This is a genomic window from Massilia sp. 05N420, assembly GCF_056397205.1.
On record NZ_JBFTMX010000044.1, the window covers coordinates 1 to 19,702 of the forward strand.

Annotated in this window: 17 protein-coding genes; 15 read left to right on the forward strand and 2 right to left on the reverse strand. The window is 65.0% G+C overall.

The genetic code is table 11. From position 1 onward, the window contains the following. The 12 genes from rluB to AC1DIX_RS22740 form a co-directional block, all read left to right on the forward strand. The coding region (gene rluB / locus AC1DIX_RS22685) for a 23S rRNA pseudouridine(2605) synthase RluB (RefSeq protein ID WP_477327610.1) at window positions 1-1,610 on the forward strand (1,610 nt) is incomplete at its 5' end. A 342-nt stretch (window positions 1,611-1,952) separates the two neighbouring features. Beyond that, a complete protein-coding gene (rimP, locus tag AC1DIX_RS22690; protein WP_442122716.1) occupies window positions 1,953-2,441 on the forward strand; it encodes a ribosome maturation factor RimP in 489 nt (162 codons plus the stop codon). Next, window positions 2,438-4,003 (forward strand): transcription termination factor NusA, encoded by a 1,566-nt coding sequence (nusA, locus tag AC1DIX_RS22695; protein WP_442122717.1) that lies wholly within the window; start codon window positions 2,438-2,440, stop codon window positions 4,001-4,003. Before rimP ends, nusA begins: the two co-directional genes overlap by 4 nt. 95 nt (window positions 4,004-4,098) lie before the next feature. Further along, complete coding sequence (gene infB / locus AC1DIX_RS22700; RefSeq protein ID WP_477327612.1) at window positions 4,099-6,960, forward strand: translation initiation factor IF-2; 2,862 nt, start codon at window positions 4,099-4,101, stop codon at window positions 6,958-6,960. 113 nt (window positions 6,961-7,073) lie between these two features. Beyond that, window positions 7,074-7,502, forward strand: coding sequence for a 30S ribosome-binding factor RbfA (rbfA, locus tag AC1DIX_RS22705; RefSeq protein ID WP_442122719.1), 429 nt, complete (start codon window positions 7,074-7,076; stop codon window positions 7,500-7,502). Next, a complete protein-coding gene (truB, locus tag AC1DIX_RS22710) occupies window positions 7,499-8,422 on the forward strand; it encodes a tRNA pseudouridine(55) synthase TruB (RefSeq protein WP_442122720.1) in 924 nt (307 codons plus the stop codon). The genes rbfA and truB overlap by 4 nt, the downstream gene beginning before the upstream one ends. 128 nt (window positions 8,423-8,550) lie before the next feature. Further along, window positions 8,551-9,111, forward strand: a complete 561-nt coding sequence (locus tag AC1DIX_RS22715) for a hypothetical protein (protein ID WP_477327614.1) — start codon at window positions 8,551-8,553, stop codon at window positions 9,109-9,111. A 237-nt stretch (window positions 9,112-9,348) separates the two neighbouring features. Further along, entirely contained in the window at window positions 9,349-11,184 is a 1,836-nt protein-coding gene (gene typA, locus AC1DIX_RS22720) for a translational GTPase TypA (RefSeq protein WP_442122722.1), read from the forward strand. Between the two features lie 234 nt (window positions 11,185-11,418). After that, window positions 11,419-11,925 (forward strand): DUF6160 family protein, encoded by a 507-nt coding sequence (locus tag AC1DIX_RS22725; protein ID WP_442122723.1) that lies wholly within the window; start codon window positions 11,419-11,421, stop codon window positions 11,923-11,925. A 78-nt stretch (window positions 11,926-12,003) separates the two neighbouring features. Next, window positions 12,004-12,780 carry a hypothetical protein gene (locus tag AC1DIX_RS22730; RefSeq protein WP_477327616.1) on the forward strand — a complete coding sequence of 259 codons (777 nt, stop codon included), beginning with the start codon at window positions 12,004-12,006 and terminating at the stop codon, window positions 12,778-12,780. Next, window positions 12,780-13,628, forward strand: coding sequence for a hypothetical protein (locus tag AC1DIX_RS22735; RefSeq protein WP_477327618.1), 849 nt, complete (start codon window positions 12,780-12,782; stop codon window positions 13,626-13,628). The genes AC1DIX_RS22730 and AC1DIX_RS22735 overlap by 1 nt, the downstream gene beginning before the upstream one ends. Continuing rightward, window positions 13,625-14,089 carry a hypothetical protein gene (locus tag AC1DIX_RS22740; protein WP_477327620.1) on the forward strand — a complete coding sequence of 155 codons (465 nt, stop codon included), beginning with the start codon at window positions 13,625-13,627 and terminating at the stop codon, window positions 14,087-14,089. The genes AC1DIX_RS22735 and AC1DIX_RS22740 overlap by 4 nt, the downstream gene beginning before the upstream one ends. On the opposite strand, the gene AC1DIX_RS22745 is transcribed toward AC1DIX_RS22740, so the two are convergent. Further along, window positions 14,034-15,101: an AraC family transcriptional regulator gene (locus tag AC1DIX_RS22745; RefSeq protein WP_442122727.1), complete on the reverse strand. Its 1,068-nt coding sequence runs from the start codon at window positions 15,099-15,101 to the stop codon at window positions 14,034-14,036. The two genes, AC1DIX_RS22740 and AC1DIX_RS22745, sit on opposite strands and share 56 nt — an antisense overlap. Before the next feature lie 151 nt (window positions 15,102-15,252). Further along, window positions 15,253-16,113, reverse strand: a complete 861-nt coding sequence (locus AC1DIX_RS22750; RefSeq protein ID WP_442122728.1) for a helix-turn-helix domain-containing protein — start codon at window positions 16,111-16,113, stop codon at window positions 15,253-15,255. Between the two features lie 167 nt (window positions 16,114-16,280). Between AC1DIX_RS22750 and AC1DIX_RS22755 the strand changes: the two genes are divergently transcribed. From AC1DIX_RS22755 to AC1DIX_RS22765, 3 genes are read left to right on the forward strand one after another with little or no spacing between them, the layout of a single operon-like run. Next, window positions 16,281-17,042 carry a C39 family peptidase gene (locus AC1DIX_RS22755; RefSeq protein WP_442122729.1) on the forward strand — a complete coding sequence of 254 codons (762 nt, stop codon included), beginning with the start codon at window positions 16,281-16,283 and terminating at the stop codon, window positions 17,040-17,042. Window positions 17,043-17,066: 24 nt separating this feature from the next. Next, a complete protein-coding gene (locus tag AC1DIX_RS22760) occupies window positions 17,067-18,089 on the forward strand; it encodes a transporter (RefSeq protein WP_477327622.1) in 1,023 nt (340 codons plus the stop codon). After that, window positions 18,086-19,693, forward strand: coding sequence for an OmpP1/FadL family transporter (locus tag AC1DIX_RS22765; RefSeq protein WP_477327624.1), 1,608 nt, complete (start codon window positions 18,086-18,088; stop codon window positions 19,691-19,693). Before AC1DIX_RS22760 ends, AC1DIX_RS22765 begins: the two co-directional genes overlap by 4 nt. Window positions 19,694-19,702 lie beyond the last annotated feature (9 nt).

Below are 19,702 nucleotides of genomic sequence, written 5' to 3' on the forward strand. Positions count from 1 at the left end.
GCGCCGACGCCGTGGCCGAGCCGGCCCAGGCCGGCGCGGAGCAGGGCGAGCAGGCCGCCGAGAAGCGCACCGAGCAGCGCCAGGGGGCGCGCACCGGCAAGCACGACGGCCAGAACAGGGGCAAGAAAGGCCAGCAGCGCGGCCAGCAGGGTCAACAGGTCCAGCAAGCCCAGCAGGCCCAGCAAGGCCAGGCCGGCCAGCCGGGCCAGCAAGCCCAGAAGCCGGGCCAGCAGGCCCAGAAGCAGGGTCAGCAGCAAGGCAAGGGCAAGAACGCCCGCGGCGGCAAGGATAACCGCGGCGCCAAGCCGAACGATGCCGACGCCGTGTTCTCCTTCGTGACCTCGGACGCCTTCGATGCCCACGAGGGCGGCCAGGGCCAGGCCAAGGCGGCCAAGGTACGCCGCGACCTGACCGCCGAGGACGATGCGCCGAAGCTGCACAAGGTGCTGGCCGAGGCCGGCCTGGGTTCGCGCCGCGACATGGAAGAGCTGATCATCGCCGGCCGCGTGTCGGTGAACGGCGAGCCGGCCCACATCGGCCAGCGCATCCTGCCGACCGACGCCGTGCGCATCAACGGCAAGCTGCTGCAGCGCCGCGTGAATAACAACAAGCCGCCGCGCGTGCTGGTGTACCACAAGCCGGCCGGCGAAATCGTCAGCGCGGACGATCCGGAAGGCCGTCCGTCGGTATTCGACCGCCTGCCGACCATGAAGACCGGCAAATGGCTGGCCGTCGGCCGCCTCGACTTCAACACCGAGGGCCTGCTGCTGTTCACGAACTCCGGCGACCTGGCGAACCGCTTGATGCACCCGCGTTACAACATCGACCGCGAGTACGCCGTGCGTACCCTCGGCGTGCTGGAAGAGGGCATGCGCCAGAAGCTGCTGGCCGGCGTCGAGCTGGAAGACGGCCTGGCCTCCTTCACCAAGATCGTCGACGGCGGCGGCGAAGGCGTCAACCACTGGTACCGCGTGGTGATCGGCGAAGGCCGCAACCGCGAGGTGCGCCGCATGTTCGAGGCGGTCGGCCTGACCGTCTCGCGCCTGATCCGCACCCGCTACGGCGCGATGACCCTGCCGACCGGCCTGAAGCGCGGTCGTTGGGAAGAGCTGGAAGAAAACGACGTCCGCAACTTCATGACCGCCTTCGGCATCGAGAGGAAGGGCGAGCAGAAGGCCGGCGGCCAGGGCCAGGGCCAGGGCGGCCAGAAGCAGAAGCAGGGCGGCGGCAAGGACCGCGGTGGCCCCAATGCGGACCGGACCAACGGCAACCGCATCGATCGTGCCGATGCCAACCGCAACGTCGATCCCTTCGGCCCGCCGGTGGTGCGCGTCGGGTCCCAGCAGGGCGGCCGCGGTCAGCCCGGCATGCCGGGCGCCCAGGGGCGCGGCGGCAGCGGCTTCGGCGGCGGCCAGGGCGGCCGTAACGGCGGTCAGGGACGCAGTGGCGGCCAGGGCCGCAGCGGTGGTGGTGGCGGTGGCGGCAAGGGTCCGCGCCAGCCGGATCCGCTGCAGACCACCTTCGGCTTCGCCGGCGCCGGCCAGAACCGCCGCCCGGCGGGTCCGCGCGTCAGCGATAACGGCATGCCGCGCCGCGGCCGCCGCGGCTGATCGGCTCCGTCGCCCCCGCCTGCGCGGGGGTGACGTGTATGACCGCGGGGGCGACGTGGATGGCCATGGGTGAGGTATATGACTGCGGCGACGACGTATTTGAATGCGGCCTGTTCGCCAAAGGTGTAAACTGTTGCAGACCTGTTCATTTTGCAGCGCAGCGATTGCGAGCTGCCCTGTATCGGGTTATAATTCGCAACCAATTAAAGTTCTCCCCGGCGTTTTGTTTGGTGTAGACACTTTCATCTGGTTGGAAATATAAGAAGATGGGCAGTTGCCCATTTTTTTTTTGTTGAATCGTTTTAAGAGGTCCGGCGCCATGCCGGCGATCTGGAGAAATCAGTGCAGCTGTTTGATTTGATTGCCACCACAGTCAGTGGACTGGGCTACGAACTCGTCGATATCGAGCGTGCCGAGCGAGGCATCCTGCGCGTGTTCATCGATTTCCCGGCCGCGGTGGCGGACGAAAAGGGACCGATCTCGGTCGAAGATTGCGCCACGGTCAGCCACCAGCTGTCGCACGTGCTGACGGTCGAAAACGTCGATTACGAGCGCCTGGAAGTGTCGTCGCCCGGACTGGACCGTCCGGTGCGCACCCTGGCCGACTTCGAACGCTTTGCCGGCGAGGAATGCACGGTCAAGCTGCGCGTCGCGATGCCCGGCACCGCGAACCGCAAGACCTACACGGGCATCCTGCACGCCCCGCAAGGCGAGAAGATCGGGTTGGAATTTGAAAGCAAGGATGGCCTGGCGTTATTGGAATTTACGCTGGCCGAACTGGACAAGGCACGCCTGGTGCCGAAGGTGGATTTTAGGAGTCGCAAAGCATGAGTCGCGAAATTTTGTTACTGGTTGATGCGCTCGCGCGCGAAAAAAACGTCGATAAAGAGGTCGTCTTCGGCGCGCTCGAGTTCGCACTGGCGCAGGCCACGAAAAAACGCTACGAGGGCGATGTCGACATCCGTGTGAGTATCGACCGCGACAGCGGCGAATTCGAAACCTTCCGCCGCTGGCACGTCGTGCCCGACGAGGCCGGCCTGCAGCTGCCCGACCAGGAAATCCTGCATTTCGAAGCCAAGGAACAGATTTCGGACATCGAAGTCGACGAATACATCGAAGAGCCGATCGAGTCGGTCGAGTTCGGCCGCCGCTTCGCCCAGGACACCAAGCAGGTCGTGCTGCAGCGCGTCCGCGACGCCGAGCGCGAGCAGATCCTGCAGGACTTCCTGGAGCGTGGCGACGCCCTCGTCACCGGCACCATCAAGCGCATGGAACGCGGCGACGCCATCGTCGAGTCGGGCAAGATCGAAGCCCGCCTGCCGCGCGACCAGATGATCCCGAAGGAAAACCTGCGCATCGGCGACCGCGTCCGAGCCTACATCCTGCGCGTCGACCGCAATATGCGCGGCCCGCAGGTGATCCTGTCGCGCACCGCGCCGGAATTCATCATGAAGCTGTTCGAGCTGGAAGTTCCGGAAATCGAACAAGGCCTGCTGCAGATTAAATCGGCTGCCCGCGACCCGGGCGTGCGCGCCAAGATCGCCGTGTTCACCTCCGACAAGCGCATCGACCCGATCGGTACCTGCGTCGGCATGCGCGGTTCGCGCGTGCAGGCCGTGACCGGCGAGCTGGGCGGCGAGCGCGTGGACATCGTGCTGTGGTCGGAAGATCCGGCCCAGTTCGTGATCGGCGCGCTGGCCCCGGCCAACGTGTCGTCGATCATGGTCGACGAAGAGAAGCATGCGATGGACGTCGTGGTCGACGAAGAAAACCTGGCGATCGCGATCGGCCGTTCGGGCCAGAACGTGCGCCTGGCGTCCGATCTGACCGGCTGGAAGATCAACATCATGACGGCCGAGGAATCGGCCAACAAGGCTGCCCAGGAAACCGCCGCCGTGCGCGTGCTGTTCATGGAAAAGCTGGATGTGGATGAGGAAGTGGCGAATATCCTGGTCGAGGAAGGTTTCTCGAGCCTTGAAGAAATCGCCTACGTGCCCATCTCCGAAATGCTGGAAATCGAATCGTTCGACGAAGACACCGTCAACGAACTGCGCACCCGCGCCCGTGACGCGCTGGTGACCGAAGCGATCGCTTCCGAAGAAGGCCTCGAGGGCATGGAAGAGTCGCTGGTCAGCCTGGAAGGGATGGACCGTACCACCGCCGGCAAGCTTGGTCTTGCCGGTATCAAGACCCTCGAACAATTCGCGGGCCTGGCATACGACGAGTTCGGCGCCATCCTGGCCCTGCCGACCGACCGTGCCCGTGATTTGATCAAGAACGCATTTAATGATGTGTCTGACGATGAGATGAAACTGGTCGACGCCAAGTACGACGACCGGGCCAAGGCCCTGCAGGCGAAAGCCTGGAGCCAGGTAGAAACGGCCAAGGCATAAGGGTTGTGCAAAGACCGGGGCGGTGYCGCGGTCTTTGCGTTTCCAACCCGAGCAAAATTCTTTATCATCTCGCGACACATAGAAAAGAGGACTGAATGGCGAGTAACAACGTAGCCCAATTTGCCACCGAACTGAAGATGCCTGCAGATTTGCTGCTGACGCAGCTGCGTTCTGCTGGCGTCGAGAAAAGTTCGACGTCAGATCCCTTGTCCAAGGATGATAAGGATAAGCTGCTGAACCATCTGCGCCGTACCCATGGCGCCGCCGAATCGGGCGAAAAGAAGAAGATCACGGTGACCCGCAAGGAAACCTCCGAGATCAAGCAGGCTGACGCCAGCGGCAAATCGCGCACGATCCAGGTGGAAGTGCGCAAGAAACGCACTTTCGTACAGCGCGACGATCTGGTCACTGCCAAGGCGGCTACCGCCCCGGTGATCGACGCCGCCGAACAGGCACGCCGTGACGAGGAAGCGCGCCGCCAGTCGGAACTGCTGGCGCGCCAGGAAGCGGAACTGCGTGAGAAGCAGGAACGTCTGGCCAAGCTGGAATCCGAGAAGGCCGCACAGGCCAAGGCGGCCGAAGAGCAGGCCAAGCGCGACGCCGAAGAGCGTCTGCAGCGCGAAGCCGCGGCCGTCGCACAGGTGCAAGCCGACGCCGCTGCCGGCGCCGCCGATGCCGCCGCGGAAGCCAAGCGCGCCGCCGCCGAGGAAACCAAGAAGGCAGCCGCCGAGGAATCCAAGCGCAAGGCCGACGAAGCCGCCAAGGAAGCCGCCGAACGCGCCGCCGCCACCGAGCGCGCACGCAAGGCCGTGGCCGACGAAGTGGCCCAGATCAAGGCCATGATGGCCCAGCCGCGCCGCGTGATCAAGGCGCCGGAAGTGCCTGCGGCCAAGCCGAAGGCGGCCGAACCGGCAACCCTGCATAAACCTGCCGAAAAGAAACCGGGCGAAGCCAAGCCGGCCGACGCGACCGGTGGCSGTGCACGTCCGAAACCGGGCGACAAGAAGTCGATCAAGTCGGCCAACGTGGCCTCGACCTGGTCGGACGAGAAGAAGCGCGGCGCCCCTGGCGGCGGCATGAAGGGCCGTGGCGCCCCCTCGACCGGCGGCCGTGACGGCTGGCGTGCGGGCGGTGGACGTGGCGGCCGTCGTGGCGGCCACGACGATCGCGAATCGAACTTCCAGGCCCCGACCGAGGCGATCGTCAAGGACGTCTACGTGCCGGAAACCATCACCGTGGCCGAACTGGCGCACAAGATGGCCGTGAAGGCATCCGAGGTCATCAAGCAGCTGATGAAGCTGGGCCAGATGTGCACCATCAACCAGGTGCTGGACCAGGAAACCGCGATGATCGTGGTGGAAGAAATGGGCCACAAGGCCTTCGCCGCCGCCGAGGACGATCCGGAAGCGCTGCTGGCCGACCCGGCCGAGCATCACGAGTTCGAGGCCAAGCCGCGTGCGCCGGTCGTGACCGTGATGGGCCACGTCGACCACGGCAAGACCTCGCTGCTGGACTACATCCGCCGCGCCAAGGTTGCTGCGGGCGAAGCCGGCGGTATCACCCAGCACATCGGCGCCTACCACGTGGACACTCCGCGCGGCATGGTCACCTTCCTGGATACCCCGGGTCACGAAGCCTTTACGGCAATGCGTGCCCGCGGCGCCAAGGCGACCGACATCGTCATCCTGGTGGTAGCGGCCGACGACGGCGTGATGCCGCAGACCAAGGAAGCGATCGCCCACGCGAAAGCGGCAGGCGTGCCCCTGGTCGTGGCGATCAACAAGATCGACAAGCCGGGCGCGAATGCCGACCGTGTGACCCAGGAACTGGTTGCCGAAGGTGTGGTGCCGGAAGAATACGGTGGCGAATCGCCGTTCGTCCAGGTGTCGGCGAAGACCGGCCAGGGCATCGACGACCTGCTGGAAAACGTGCTGCTGCAAGCCGAAGTGCTGGAACTGAAGGCGCCGGTGGAATCGCTGGCGCGTGGTCTGGTGGTCGAAGCCCGCCTGGACAAGGGCCGCGGCCCGGTCGCCACCATCCTGGTGCAGTCGGGTACCCTGAAGCGCGGCGACGTCGTGCTGGCGGGTTCGTCCTTCGGCCGCGTCCGTGCGATGCTGGACGAGAACGGCAAGTCGGTGACCGAAGCCGGTCCGTCCTTCCCGGTCGAGATCCAGGGCCTGACCGAAGTGCCGAGTGCCGGCGAAGAAGTCATGGTCATGGCCGACGAGCGCAAGGCGCGTGAAATCGCACTGTTCCGTCAAGGTAAGTTCCGCGACGTGAAACTGGCCAAGCAGCAGGCAGCCAAGCTGGAGAACATTCTCGACCAGATGGGCGAAGGCGAAGTCAAGAACCTGCCGCTCATCGTCAAGACGGACGTGCAGGGTTCGCAGGAAGCGCTGGTCGGTTCGCTGCAGAAGCTGTCGACTTCGGAAGTGCGTGTCCAGATCGTCCACGCGGCGGTCGGCGGCATCACCGAGTCGGACGTCAACCTGGCGACCGCGTCGAAGGCAGTCATCATCGGCTTCAACGCCCGTGCCGATGCCCAGGCGCGCAAGCTGGCCGAGACCAACGGCGTCGACATCCGTTACTACAGCATCATTTACGATGCGATCGACGAGATCAAGACGGCACTGTCGGGCATGCTGGCACCGGAGAAGCGCGAGCACATCACCGGCCAGGTCGAAATCCGCCAGGTCATCCTGGTGTCGAAGGTCGGCGCGATCGCGGGCTGCCTGGTCACCGATGGCGTGGTCAAGCGTACCTCCTCGGTTCGCCTGCTGCGCAACAACATCGTGATCTGGACCGGCGAGATCGATTCGCTCAAGCGCTTCAAGGACGATGCGAAGGAAGTTCGCGCCGGTCTCGAGTGCGGCCTGTCGCTGAAGAACTACAACGAAATCCAGGTCGGCGACGTTCTGGAAGTGTTCGAAGTGCAGGAAGTGGCGCGTACGCTGTAATTACGGTCGTTCCAACGATTGGAGTAGCATTGGGGCTAGTAGGCCTGTGCCATGTGGCGCGGGCCACTGGCCCCAAATTATTTCCGTCGGATAACAATAAGCAGCTCAACAATATGCCTAAACACAGTAAAAGCATTCCATCGCGCGGCCTGCGCGTCGCCGACCAGATCCAGAAGGACCTGTCGGAACTCATCGCGTTCGAACTGAAGGATCCGCGCGTGGGGATGGTCACCATCAGCGAAGTCAAGCTGACCCCCGACTATGCGCACGCCAAGGTCTGGTTCACCCTGCTCAAGGACAGCCCGGAAGAGGTCAAGCAGACCCTGGAAGGCTTGAACAAGGCCTCCGGCTACCTGCGCAACCTGCTCGGCAAGCGCCTGCACATCCACACCTTGCCGCAGCTGCACTTCGTGCACGACACCTCGACCAGCCGCGGCCTGGCGATGTCGGCCCTGATCGACCAGGCCAATGCGACGCGCGCCGCCGACTACGTCGACGAGTCGGCCCCCGCCGACACTGACGAAGATTCGGATTCCGAGTGAACGCAAGACCGCCGAAAAAGCCCCGCGACCTGGTCGACGGGGTGCTACTGATCGACAAGCCGGTCGGCCTGTCCTCGAACGACGCGCTGATCAAGGTCAAGCGCATCGTCAACGCCAAGAAGGCCGGCCACACCGGCACCCTCGACCCCTTCGCCACCGGCCTGCTGCCGCTGTGCTTCGGCGAGGCGACCAAGTTCTCGCAGGACCTGCTGGAAGCGGACAAGACCTATCTCGCCACCGTCCACCTGGGCATCACCACCACCACCGGCGATACCGAGGGCGAGGTGCTGGAGACCCGCGACGTCGATGTCAGCACCGAGCAGGTCGAAGCCGCGCTGGCGCGCTTTCGCGGCCCCATCCTGCAGGTGCCGCCGATGTACTCGGCCCTGAAACGCGACGGCAAGGCGTTGTACGAATATGCGCGCGAAGGCGTCACGCTGGAGCGCGAGGCGCGTCCGGTCACCATCCATGAACTGGAACTGGTCGCCATCGCCGCGCCTTTCCTGAGCATTCGCGTGAAATGCAGCAAGGGCACCTATGTGCGCGTGCTGGGCGAGGACATCGGCGCGGCACTCGGTTGCGGCGCCCACCTGAGCGCGCTGCGCCGGGTGCAGGTCGGCGCGCTCACCACCGCCAACATGGTCACGCTGGAAGAGCTGCAGGCGCACGAGAATCCGCTGTCGCTGCTGGCGCCGGTCGACGCGCTGCTGTCGACCTTCCCGCGCATCGACCTCACGCCCGAGCTGGAAAAGCGTTTCCTGAACGGCCAGCGCCTGGCGCTTGGCAAGGAAGCGGTGACCGTGCCGCCGGAGCTGGGCAGGGTGCGCGTCTACGCCGACGGCAGGCTGCTGGGCACGGCCATCCTGCAGGAATACGCGATCCTGGCGCCGGAACGCCTGATCGCGGCGCGCCAGGCTTGAGTCACTGTCCGCCATAGCCTGCGGACAAATCCGGGAAACAACAGTGAGGAAGGAAAAGCTTGCTTGTAATTAATACATGCAAGCAGAATATTGAACATCAGCCAATATTCCCTTCCTCCGGAGCCCGCATGCAAGCCGAGATCCCCCAGACCGTCAGCAATCCCTCCGCCGAGGCAGGTGGACGTGCCTTCGGCGCCATGCTGTTCTCGGTGTTCGGCGCCATCCTGCTCGAGGTCTGGGACCGCCGCGCCGGCGCCGGGCTGCTGGTGTTCGGCGGCATCGCCCTGCTGGGCATCGGTCTGGCCCTCACTGCCTGGCTGTGCTACCGCCGCCATGCCGTTGCCGTCGCCGCGCGCGCAAAGACCCCGGAACAGAAACGGGCCGATCGCGTGTTTCATCTGGTGAATGGCGGACAGTGGATCCTCATCCTCGTGCTCGGCAATGTGCTTGCCAACATCGGGCAGGGCGTCTGGGTGGTGCCGATGGCGATCGCCGTGATCGGCCTGCATTTCGTGCCGCTGGCTTATGTGTTCCGCAATCCCCCGCACTACGTGACGGCGGCCGCGCTGGTGCTGTTCGCGCTGGCGTATCCGCAGCTCGCCGCCGGCGGGCCGGCCGATCCGGTGGCCTTTCTCGGCATCGGCCTGATCCTCTGGGCCAGCGCCATGTGGGCGCTGCGCCGCTCTTGAAATCGGGCGTAGCCTCCTCCACATCTGGCCCGTAACCGCCCGTCATCATCCTTCAATATTTGGGCCTTAAGCTCAAACCGTTGAAAATTCAGGGCTTTTCTCGCCGCTGCAATGCAGCAGACGGAATCCGCATGCTATACTAGCGGGTTCTGGAAATCGGCAATGCCAACCGGCTCCCGCCGAGCGCCTCTAGCCGAAACTCCATCCATCACGCAACATTCACTGTTGAATACGCATATGTCAGACACCAAACGCGCGATTCGTAATATCGCAATCATTGCCCACGTTGACCACGGCAAGACCACCCTCGTGGACCAGCTGCTGCGCCAATCCGGCACCTTCCGTGAAAACCAGGCGGTCGACACCCGCGTGATGGACTCGAACGATCTCGAAAAAGAACGTGGCATCACGATTCTGTCGAAGAATTGCGCAGTCGAATATGAAGGCACCCACATCAACATCGTCGACACCCCGGGCCACGCCGACTTCGGCGGCGAGGTCGAGCGCGTGCTGTCGATGGTCGACTCGGTGCTGCTGCTGGTCGACGCCCAGGAAGGCCCGATGCCGCAGACCCGCTTCGTGACCCGCAAGGCGCTGGCCCTGGGCCTGAAGCCGATCGTGGTCGTCAACAAGATCGACCGTCCGGGCGCGCGCGCCGACTGGGCGATCAACCAGACCTTCGAACTGTTCGACAAGCTGGGCGCCACCGACGAGCAGCTGGACTTCCCGATCGTCTACGCCTCGGGCCTGAACGGCTACGCCGGCATGGACGAAAGCGTGCGCGGCGGCGACATGAAGCCGCTGTTCGACGCGATCCTGAAATACGTGCCGGTGCGTGACGACAACCCGGACGGTCCGCTGCAGATGCAGATCACCTCGCTGGACTACTCGTCCTACGTCGGCAAGATCGGTATCGGCCGCGTGAACCGTGGCCGCGTCAAGACCGGCCAGGACGTCGTGATCCTGAACGGTCCCGATTCGACCCCGATCAAGGGCCGCATCAACCAGGTGCTGAACTTCAAGGGCCTGGAGCGCGTGCTGGTCGACGAAGCGGTCGCCGGCGACATCTGCCTGATCAACGGTATCGAAGAAATCGGCATCGGCTCGACCGTCTGCGCCGCCGACGTGCCGGAAGCGCTGCCGATGCTGACCGTCGACGAGCCGACCCTGACCATGAACTTCATGGTCAACAACTCGCCGCTGGCCGGCCGCGAAGGCAAGTTCGTGACCAGCCGCCAGCTGCGTGAGCGTCTCGAGCGCGAACTGAAGGCCAACGTCGCACTGCGTGTCTCGCCGACCGATGACGATACCGTGTTCGAAGTGTCGGGCCGTGGTGAACTGCACCTGACCATCCTGCTGGAAAACATGCGCAGGGAGGGCTTCGAACTTGCGGTCTCGCGTCCGCGAGTCGTGTACAAGATGGTCGATGGCGTGCGCCACGAGCCGTACGAAAACCTGACGGTCGACGTCGAAGAAGTCAACCAGGGCGGCGTCATGGAAGAACTGGGCCGCCGCCGTGGCGACCTGCAGAACATGGAATCGGACGGCAAGGGCCGCGTGCGCCTCGAGTACCGTATCCCGGCGCGTGGCCTGATCGGCTTCCAGGGCGAATTCATGACCCTGACCCGCGGCACCGGCCTGATGAGCCACGTGTTCGATGCTTACGCACCGGTCGACAACAGCAAGGGCGAACTCGCCGGCCGCCGCAACGGCGTGCTGATCTCGCAGGACGACGGCGCCGCCGTCGCCTACGCGATCTGGAAACTGCAGGACCGCGGCCGCATGTTCGTCGAGCACAACACCCCGGTGTACGAAGGCATGATCATCGGTATCCACTCGCGCGACAACGACCTGGTCGTCAACCCGATCAAGGGCAAGCAGCTGACCAACGTGCGTTCGTCGGGTACCGACGAAGCCGTGCGCCTGGTGCCGCCGATCCAGATGTCGCTGGAATACGCTGTGGAATTCATCGAGGACGACGAACTGGTCGAGATCACCCCGAAGAGCATCCGCCTGCGCAAGCGTCACCTGAAAGAGCACGAGCGCAAGAAGGCCAGCCGCGAAGCCGTGTAATCCGGCGCCAAGGCTTCACGAAAAAACCCGCTGCCTGCAGCGGGTTTTTTTTCGTCCCTCGGCTGGCTCAGGAATCCATCGATTTGGCTCCCTGAGCCAGGACAAAAAATGCATTAAATGAAACGGAAGTAATAACATGATTACCACTTAATTGACTTCCAATTAAGAAACAAGCTCCCAGGCGCTGCGGAGCCGAAGAGACACCCGTCGATCACAATAACTACTGGAGATACCATGAAACTGCTGAAACAACTCGCCGTCGTCGCCGCCCTGTCCTCGATCGCTTCGTACGCATCGGCCCTGACCCCGATCGCCGACAGCGACCTGTCCAAGGTCTCGGGCCGCGACGGTGTGTCGATCGCCGCCGACCTGCATATCAACATCGGTGAATTCAAGTACACCGATACCGGCACCGGCGGTGGTTCGGTGAGCTTCAATAACATCAACATCACTGGCGCGATTGCCGCCACCATCGACATCATCGACAACGCCAGCTTCCTGACCGAAGTCAGCGCTGCCAATCCGAAGTCCACCCTGGGCGTGTCCGGCGGCGCCGGCCTGAGCGCCTTCCAGCCGGCTGGCGACGTCGTCAAGATCGCGATTCCGCTGGTCGACACGACCAAGAACCTGTCGATGAGCGTCGATTCGATCAAGATGGGCAACTCGGACGCTTCCTACGGCAAGTTCGAAATCAACAACATGAAGCTGCAAGGCACCACCGTCTACATCTGGGCCCACTAATCCCTCCGGTCTGGTGACGGACGGCCCGCGGGCTTGGCCCCGGGCCGTTTTGACTTGCAACGCTCGTCGGGATAATCCATGAGCAGATATTTCTTTGTTGCGCTGGCGCTGGCCGCGTTCAACCTGCTGGCGGCGGGGAATGCGTCGGCCCAGATGCGCGCCTTGTCGGACAGCGAGATGTCCAGCGTGRGCGGGCAGGGCCTGTTCACCGTCAGTAACGCCAGCTACAACGGTTTCGATTTCACCCGCATCGCCCTCGATGCGGACGTCACCCTGAACGCCAACCTGGCCAATCTGCGCCTGGGCGAATACAACTATGGCCCGCGCAACGGCAGCGGCGCCGACCTCGACATCAGCGCTCTGCGCTTCGGCCGCAGCGACGCCGGCGACGCCCAGCGCCTGGTGCAGATCACCAATCCCTACTTCGAATTCGTTTACCAGAACAGCGGCAGCGCCGGCCAGCGCGAGATCATCGGCATGCGCCTGGGCTTCGACGGCATCGCCGGCGACATCGGCATGAAGATCGCGACCCTGTCCGGCGCCCTGCGCATCGATGCCGGCGCGGCCGGCATCGTCGACAGCCTGAACGACGCCGGCGGCGGCAAGCGCTGGAACGGCGAATGCACCGGCTGCATCTCGCTGTCGAAGGTCGGCGGCGTCACCGCCGGCGACGCCGCCGGGCCGAGCCGCGACTTCTGGATCTCGGTGCTGAAGACGCCGGTGAGCTTCCAGGCGGCGCCGGGCATGCCGGCCCTGACCGAGGCCCAGGCCGGGATCTGGCTGAACTGGCGCGACAAGCTGACGGCCCTGAACCTGACCGGCCTGGTACCGGCGAATAACCCGCCGGGCCACTGATGCGCGCCGCCGTTTCCCTGTTCTTCCTTGCGTTCGTGCCCGGCCTGGCCGCGGCGCTGGAACCGCTGTCGGACAGCGCGCTGTCGAAAATCGGCGGGCGCGACGGCATGAGCTTCAACCTGTCGAACTTCGCGGTGTCCGGCAACACGGTGCTGCGCTACACCACGCCGGACGGCCGCGGCAGCATCGGCATCGGCAAGCTGTCGGCCTCGCGCTCGGACAATGTGGACGCGCCTTTCGCCGACCCCTATCGCCTGGACATCCTGCCCGGCGCGCCGGGGAGGGCGGAGATCGTCAACATCGCCATGCCGCAGAACCTGCTGGGGCGCGAGGCCTGGCAGGCGGCTTTCGATTTCGACGTCGACGACGGCGGCATTGTGGTCAAGGGCGGCAGCGTGGTCCTGAAGGACCTGATCTATTACGGCGGCGGCTTCCAGTGGTCGACACCGGCGGCCGGCGACGGCCTCGCCTTCGGCATCTCGACCCGCATCGAGATCGGCAGCCTGGCGCTGCAGCCGAACGGCCGCGACGCGGGCGGCGAGGCGATGGTGCTGTCGAACGTGCGCATCGGCGCCGCCACCGATGATGGTTCGGCGCCGGTGGCGCCATGGCGCCTGGCCGACGTGAATTCCCAGGCCGGCATCTTCAACGTGCGCACCGACGATGCCGGCAATGCGCGCCTGCACATCGGCATCAACTGGCCGGACGCCGGCGCCGCCGCGCAGGCCGGCACGCTGCAGATCGGGAATATCGGCTTCCGCAGCGATACGGGGACCAACGTCGACCTGGGCAGCTCGCGCATCGGCTCGATCCAGCTGCAATACCTCGACATCAAGTTCAGGCCATGAGGATCGCCGCATCCGCCTCCACCATGTTAGCCATGCTGTTGTGCGGCGCCGCGGCCGCCGGGCCGAAGGCGCTGCCGGACAGCGAACTGGCCCAGGTCAGCGGCGCCGACGGCATCAGCTTCGCGGTCCAGCTGAACCTGAACCGCCAGCCCGATGCCGCCAGCGCCGACAGCCGCCTGACCATCGCGCAGAATGTCGACGGCCGCACCACCTACATGGTGGTCCGGAACATCGGCGGCGTGATCACGATGGTGGGCCTGAACATCAGCCCGCAGACGGCGGCCGACGGCAGCAGCTATGTGGCGCTGACCCTGCCGGGCTATGTCCGCTTCACGGATACCGGCTTCGATTCGATCAGCGTGCAGTCCGACCCGCACGGCGCGGTGAGCGGCAACCTGGGACGGGTCAGCCTGAACGGCGAGATGACGATGCAGGGCCAGCTGCGTTTATGGTCCCACTAGCGGTCTTCTGCTGGAACTCGCCGGGCGCCTTGCCGAACCAGCGCAGGCAGGCGCGGTGGAAGGCGCTGGGGTCGGAGAAGCCCAGCTTGTAGCTGAGGTTCTTGACGCTGATGCGGTCGCTGCCCAGGTATTGCTGGGCGATGGTGCGGCGCACTTCGTCGACCAGGGTGGAGAAGTCGGTGCCTTCGTCGGCCAGGCGCCGCTGCAGGGTGCGTTCGCTGATCGCGAGGCGCCGCGCGACCGCATCGCGCAGGGCGCCGCCCTGGTCGATCATGGCCGGCAGCATCTCGCGCACGCGCGCCGCGAAGCTGCTGCGTTCGGCCTGCACCAGGCGCTCGTCGAGCAGGCGGAACAGGCCCTCGGCGGCGAGCGGATTGGCGGTCGGGATCGGCGCGGTGATGTCGGTGTTGGCGAATTCGACGGCGTTGGCGGGCGCGCCGAAGCGCACCGGGCAGCCGAAGCGTTCGGCGTAGGCGGCGGCGCTGTCGCCGGGGGAGGGATAGGCGTATTCGACGCTGACCGGCTTCAGCCCGGGACGGGCGCCGACGAAGCGCAAGGTCGTCAACAGCAGGTTCCAGGTGAAGTCGTAGCGCTGCACCGGCACCGGACGCGCGCTGCCGACCAGGTTCAGGCCGACGCGCACGCGGTCGCTCTTCGGCTCGATGGTGGCGCGCACCACCGGCGAGACCAGCGGCATGTAGCGCATCAGACTGTCCGCGGCCTGTTTGAGGGTCGGCGAGGCCAGCATCAGATGGCCCAGCACCCCGAGCCAGCTCAAGGGATCGGGCGCGAAGACGCGAAAGCCGATCAGCGGATCGCCGCTGGCCGCAGCCAGGCCTTCCCAGAGCTGGCTGAACTGGTCGGACAGCGCCAGCAGGTCGGCGGCGCGGCCGCTGCCCTGCTCGAACCAGCCGAGGCCGGCGTGTTCGAACAGGCCCTCGACGTCCACGCCTTCGGCCGAGAGGCAGCTCTTGATGCGCTGCACCACGTCCGTGGCCGACAAATACTTCACGCTGGGCCTCGTGCCTTGGTCATGCCTGTCTCCTTGTTGTGTGGCCTCGGGTCTGCCGCCCGCTTGCCGTTTTTTATTATGTGTGCACGCCAAATGCTGGCGCGTCGGAAAATGATCGTTTCTTTTTCAAAAAACGCTCATTTCCTGCGGTTCACATTCGCGATTGCTGGCGCGCGCGCGCCGGCGTGATGCCGTAGGCGGCCGAGAAGCAGGACGTCATGTGGCTCTGGCTGTTGAAGCCGCATTGCGCCGCAACACGGGCAATCGAAAAACTGGTGCGGGTCAGCAGCTCGTGGACCCGCTCGAGGCGCAGGCGCAGCACGTAGCGGTGCGGGGTCATGCCCATCGCTTCCTGGAAGATGCGGCGGAAGTGCGATTCCGATACCCCGGCCCGTTCGGCCAGTCCGGCATTCGAGAGTTCGTTCGACAGATTGTCGCCGATCCATTCCAGCACGCCCTGCAGGCGGCCCAGCTGCAGGGCGTCGGGCGGCACGTGGCGCCCGGTCTTGCCCTCCAGGACCCGGCAGGTCTGCTCGATCATGATGTGAGCCAGGCGCTCGACGAAGCCGTACTCCGTGCGGTTGGGGGAGCTGGTGCGCGCCAGTTCGCCCAGCAGCTGCTGGGCGCTGGCGTTCACCAGCGGATCGGAGAAGGGCGGGGCCTTGGTGCGCGCGGTGAGCAGGCGCTGCAGGTGGCGCACCAGTTCGTGGCTGGGATCCAGCACGTGGAACATGGCCATGTCGATCGCGCCGTGGAAGGACCAGCGGCTGGCGAAGCCCGGCTGGAACACGGTCGAGGAACCGGCCAGGAAATCGAAGGAGCGGGAGGCGGAGCGGCCGGCGGTGGCGCGCGCGCCGCCCAGGTGGCAGGCCAGTACCAGCGAGTCCAGCGGCGGCACCTCGCAGCCGCCGAGCTGGAAGATGTAGCGCTCAGCCCGCAGCGGCACGCCGCCGATCTCGACGCTGATCACCGGTTCTCCCAGCGCACTGCTGATCCTGTCCCAGGAATTCATCGCCTTGTTTTCGAATGAGCGGTTTTTTACAAAATCGACAGCGTTTTATAACACCGGCATAGCTTGCCTGCATACAAAATATAGAAAAACTGCAATAAACGTGGCCAAAACGCCACGTCAACCGGCAGGCCAACAAGGAACGCAAGAAGCGTCCGGGGAGACAAAACATGATCGCAGTCCTGCTGGGCGTCCTGGCGGCGTTGCTGGGTGGCGCGGGTGTGCTGGCCAAGCACGAGGCCAAGGACCGTCCGCTCGAACGATTCGACATCCCGACCACCATGTCGGTGGCGGCCGCCGGCGTGCAGAACGTCGCCATCGAGCCGTTCTCCGAACTCAAGTACAAGAACATCGTCCACCAGGCCTACGACTACAGCTGCGGCTCGGCGGCCCTGGTCACCATCCTCAAGTACCACCTCGGCATCGACGTCAGCGAACAGCAGTCGATGGAAGGCATGATGGCCTTCGGCGAGAAGGACAAGATCATCGAGCGGCGCGGCTTTTCGCTGCTCGACATGAAGCGCTACCTGGCCTCGATCAACGTGCAGAGCGCGGGCTTCCGCGCCGAGATGGCCGACCTCCTGACCCTCGACCAGCCGGGCATCGTGCCGATCGACTACGCCGGCTTCAAGCACTTCGTGGTGCTGCGCGGCGTGCGCGGCGGCCTGGTGTTCCTGGCCGATCCGGCGATGGGCAACATCACCTTCCCGGTCGACGAATTCGCGACCCTGTGGGACCGCAACACCCTGTTCCTCGCCTATCCGCCGAAGGACAGGCCGCCGGTCATGAAGCTGGCCCTGTCCGATCACGAACTGGGCGTGGCCGACATGGACCGCGTGCGCGACCGCGGCCTGCTGCGCCCGATCGACAACCAGTTGCAGATGGAGCGCCTGCTGAACGGCTTCGGCGGCGTCTCGATCCGGAAACAATAGAAACAGACCACGACAAGGACCACCATGAAGATTCGTTCCCTGCTGGCGCTGGYCGTTTGCGGCCTGCTCGTCCAAGCGCCGGCCTTTGCCCAGCAGTCGTCGGCGCCCGCGACCTCGGATGCGGTGCGCGACGCCCTCGCCAAGAAGGACGGCGACGCCGACAACACCACCTTGCTGAAGGAGACGCTGACCGCCGTCGACAAGCAGTATTCGCTGATCCGCAAGGGCCAGGTCCAGCTGAACTACGAACTGAATTACGCCTACATCGGCCAGGAGAAGATCAACACCGACCTCAGCTCCGGGCTCGCGACCCTGTTCTCGATCGAGAACAGCAATTCGCACACGGTCACCAACACCCTGATGCTCGACTACGGCGTGCGCAACAACCTGACCGCCAACGTCATCATGCCCTTCATCAGCCGCTACGCCGACAATACCGGCTACTCGGGCGTCTCGCACACGATCGGCGACCTGGGCCTGAACGTGCGCTGGCAGCCGCTCGAGGTCAAGCGCGACGAGCCGACCTTCACCATCACCGGCGGCGTGCGCCTGGCCACCGGCGAGAGTCCCTTCAAGGTCGACAGCGAAAAGGGCCTGGCGACCGGCTCCGGCGTCAACACCTTCAGCCTCGGCGCCAATGTGACCCGCATCGTCGACCCGGTGGCGCTGTTCGGCTCCGTCAACGTCGGCTACGGCCTGAAGGCCAAGCACCTGCACCAGCAGCTGACCGGCGCCACGCTGCGCGAAGTGCAGCCGGGCGCCAGCTTCGGCTTCGGTCTCGGCTTCGCGTATGCGCTGTCGTACAAGATCACGACCTCGTTCTCGTTCCAGGAATCGATCTCGGCACGCTCCACGCTGACCTTCGAAAACGATGCCGGGACCCGCACCAAGGCCCAGACCCAGACCCAGAGCGCCGGCATCCTGTCGATCGGCCTGGGCTACCGCTTCACGCCCAAGACCACCGTCAACGTCACCGTCGGCGCCGGCTTGACCGCGGCGGCGCCGAACCTGTCGCTGACCATGAGCGTGCCGCTGCTGCTGAAATGAAGACCCGCCTGCTTGCCGCCGCCGTGGCCTCGGCCACGCTGGCCGTCGCGCTGCCGGCGGCGCGGGCCGGCGTCACCGACAACCTCGCCACCAGCCCGACCGCGATGGCGATGGGGAATGCGGTGACGGCCGACCCGCCGGGGATCGAGTCGATCCACTTCAACCCCGCCGGCCTGGCGCGCCTGACCGGCAGCCAGCACATCGACACCCTGTTCGTCGCTTCGATCCGCAATCCGAACAAGTTCGTGACCGCGCCCGACATCGACATCGGCGGCTTCAAGGACGACCCGATCAATGGCACCTCGAGCGGACCGGTGCGGCAAGCCATCGGGATTCCCTTCATCGGCATACCGAAGGCGCGGCTGCCGGCGGTGGCGGTGCCGGGGCTGGGCTTTTCGTACAACGCGCCCGGTTCGAACTGGACCTTCGGCACCCTGGTCTACCTGTCGCAGGCGATGAGCGTGGACCGCAGCAAGGACCCGAACGACCCGGCGCGCTTCGACGGCCGCCTGGTCCAGCTGGAGCGCCTGAACTACCTGTCGCCGACCGCCGCCTACAAGATTTCGGACACGCTGCGGGTCGGCCTTTCGGTGCCGATCGCCTATTCCATCTTCGCGATCAACACCGACTTCCGTGCGCCGAACAAGCTGCTCGGCACGGTCGGCCAGCTGCAACGGGCCCTGTGCCCGAACGGCAACGGCACGGTGATCGACACCCTGACCTTCGGCCTGTGCGGCGGCGGTCCGGAAGCCATGGTCGACCCGTTCAAGCGCGCGGCCAACATCGACTTCGACCTGCACGCCTCCTTCGATCCGAGCGTCAATGTCGGCATCCTGTGGGAGCCGAAGAAGTGGTTCGCGCTCGGCCTGGTCTACCAGGGCGGCAGCACCACCACCTTTCGCGGCCAGTACATGGTGCACGCCGACCCGATGCTGCGCGGCTTCGTGCGCGGCCTGAATTCGAGCCTGCTGGGGCCGATCGTCGGCGCCGTCACCGGCATGCCGTCCGATATCCCCGAGTACCAGAGCGGCAACATGACGGCGAAGATTCCCTTCCCCTGGCGGGTGCAGGCCGGCATCAAGCTGATGGCGACCGACTACGTGCAGCTGAACGCCGACGTCAGCTACGCCGACTGGAACAAGTGGAACCAGCTGACCTTCGAGTTCGACCAGAGCGTCAAGCTGCTCGAGATGGCGCGCCTGTTCGGCTATGCGAACTCGCGCCAGGCCACCTTCAAGATGGGCTTCAGGAGCGTGGTCAACTTCAGCTTCGGCACCCAGATCAACCTGACCAGGAAGCTGTCGCTGCGGGCCGGTTACGAGCCGCGCAAGAGTTCGATCCCGGGCAACCAGATGAGCCTCCTGGCGCCGCTGCCGGACACCAAATTGAAGAGCCTGGGCCTGCGCTACAAATTCGACAGCGGCGCCGAGGTGAACTTCACCGGCAGCTACATCAAGGGCAGCTACGACATCCCGGCGCGCAGCGACTGCAACCTGAACTGCGACAATTTCTTCAACCTGATCTACAACCCGTATGCGGCGACCTCGGTGTCGGGGAGCCTGATTGTGCGCTATTTTGGCGCGTCTTATACGCGCCCGTTTTAGCCGCGCGTC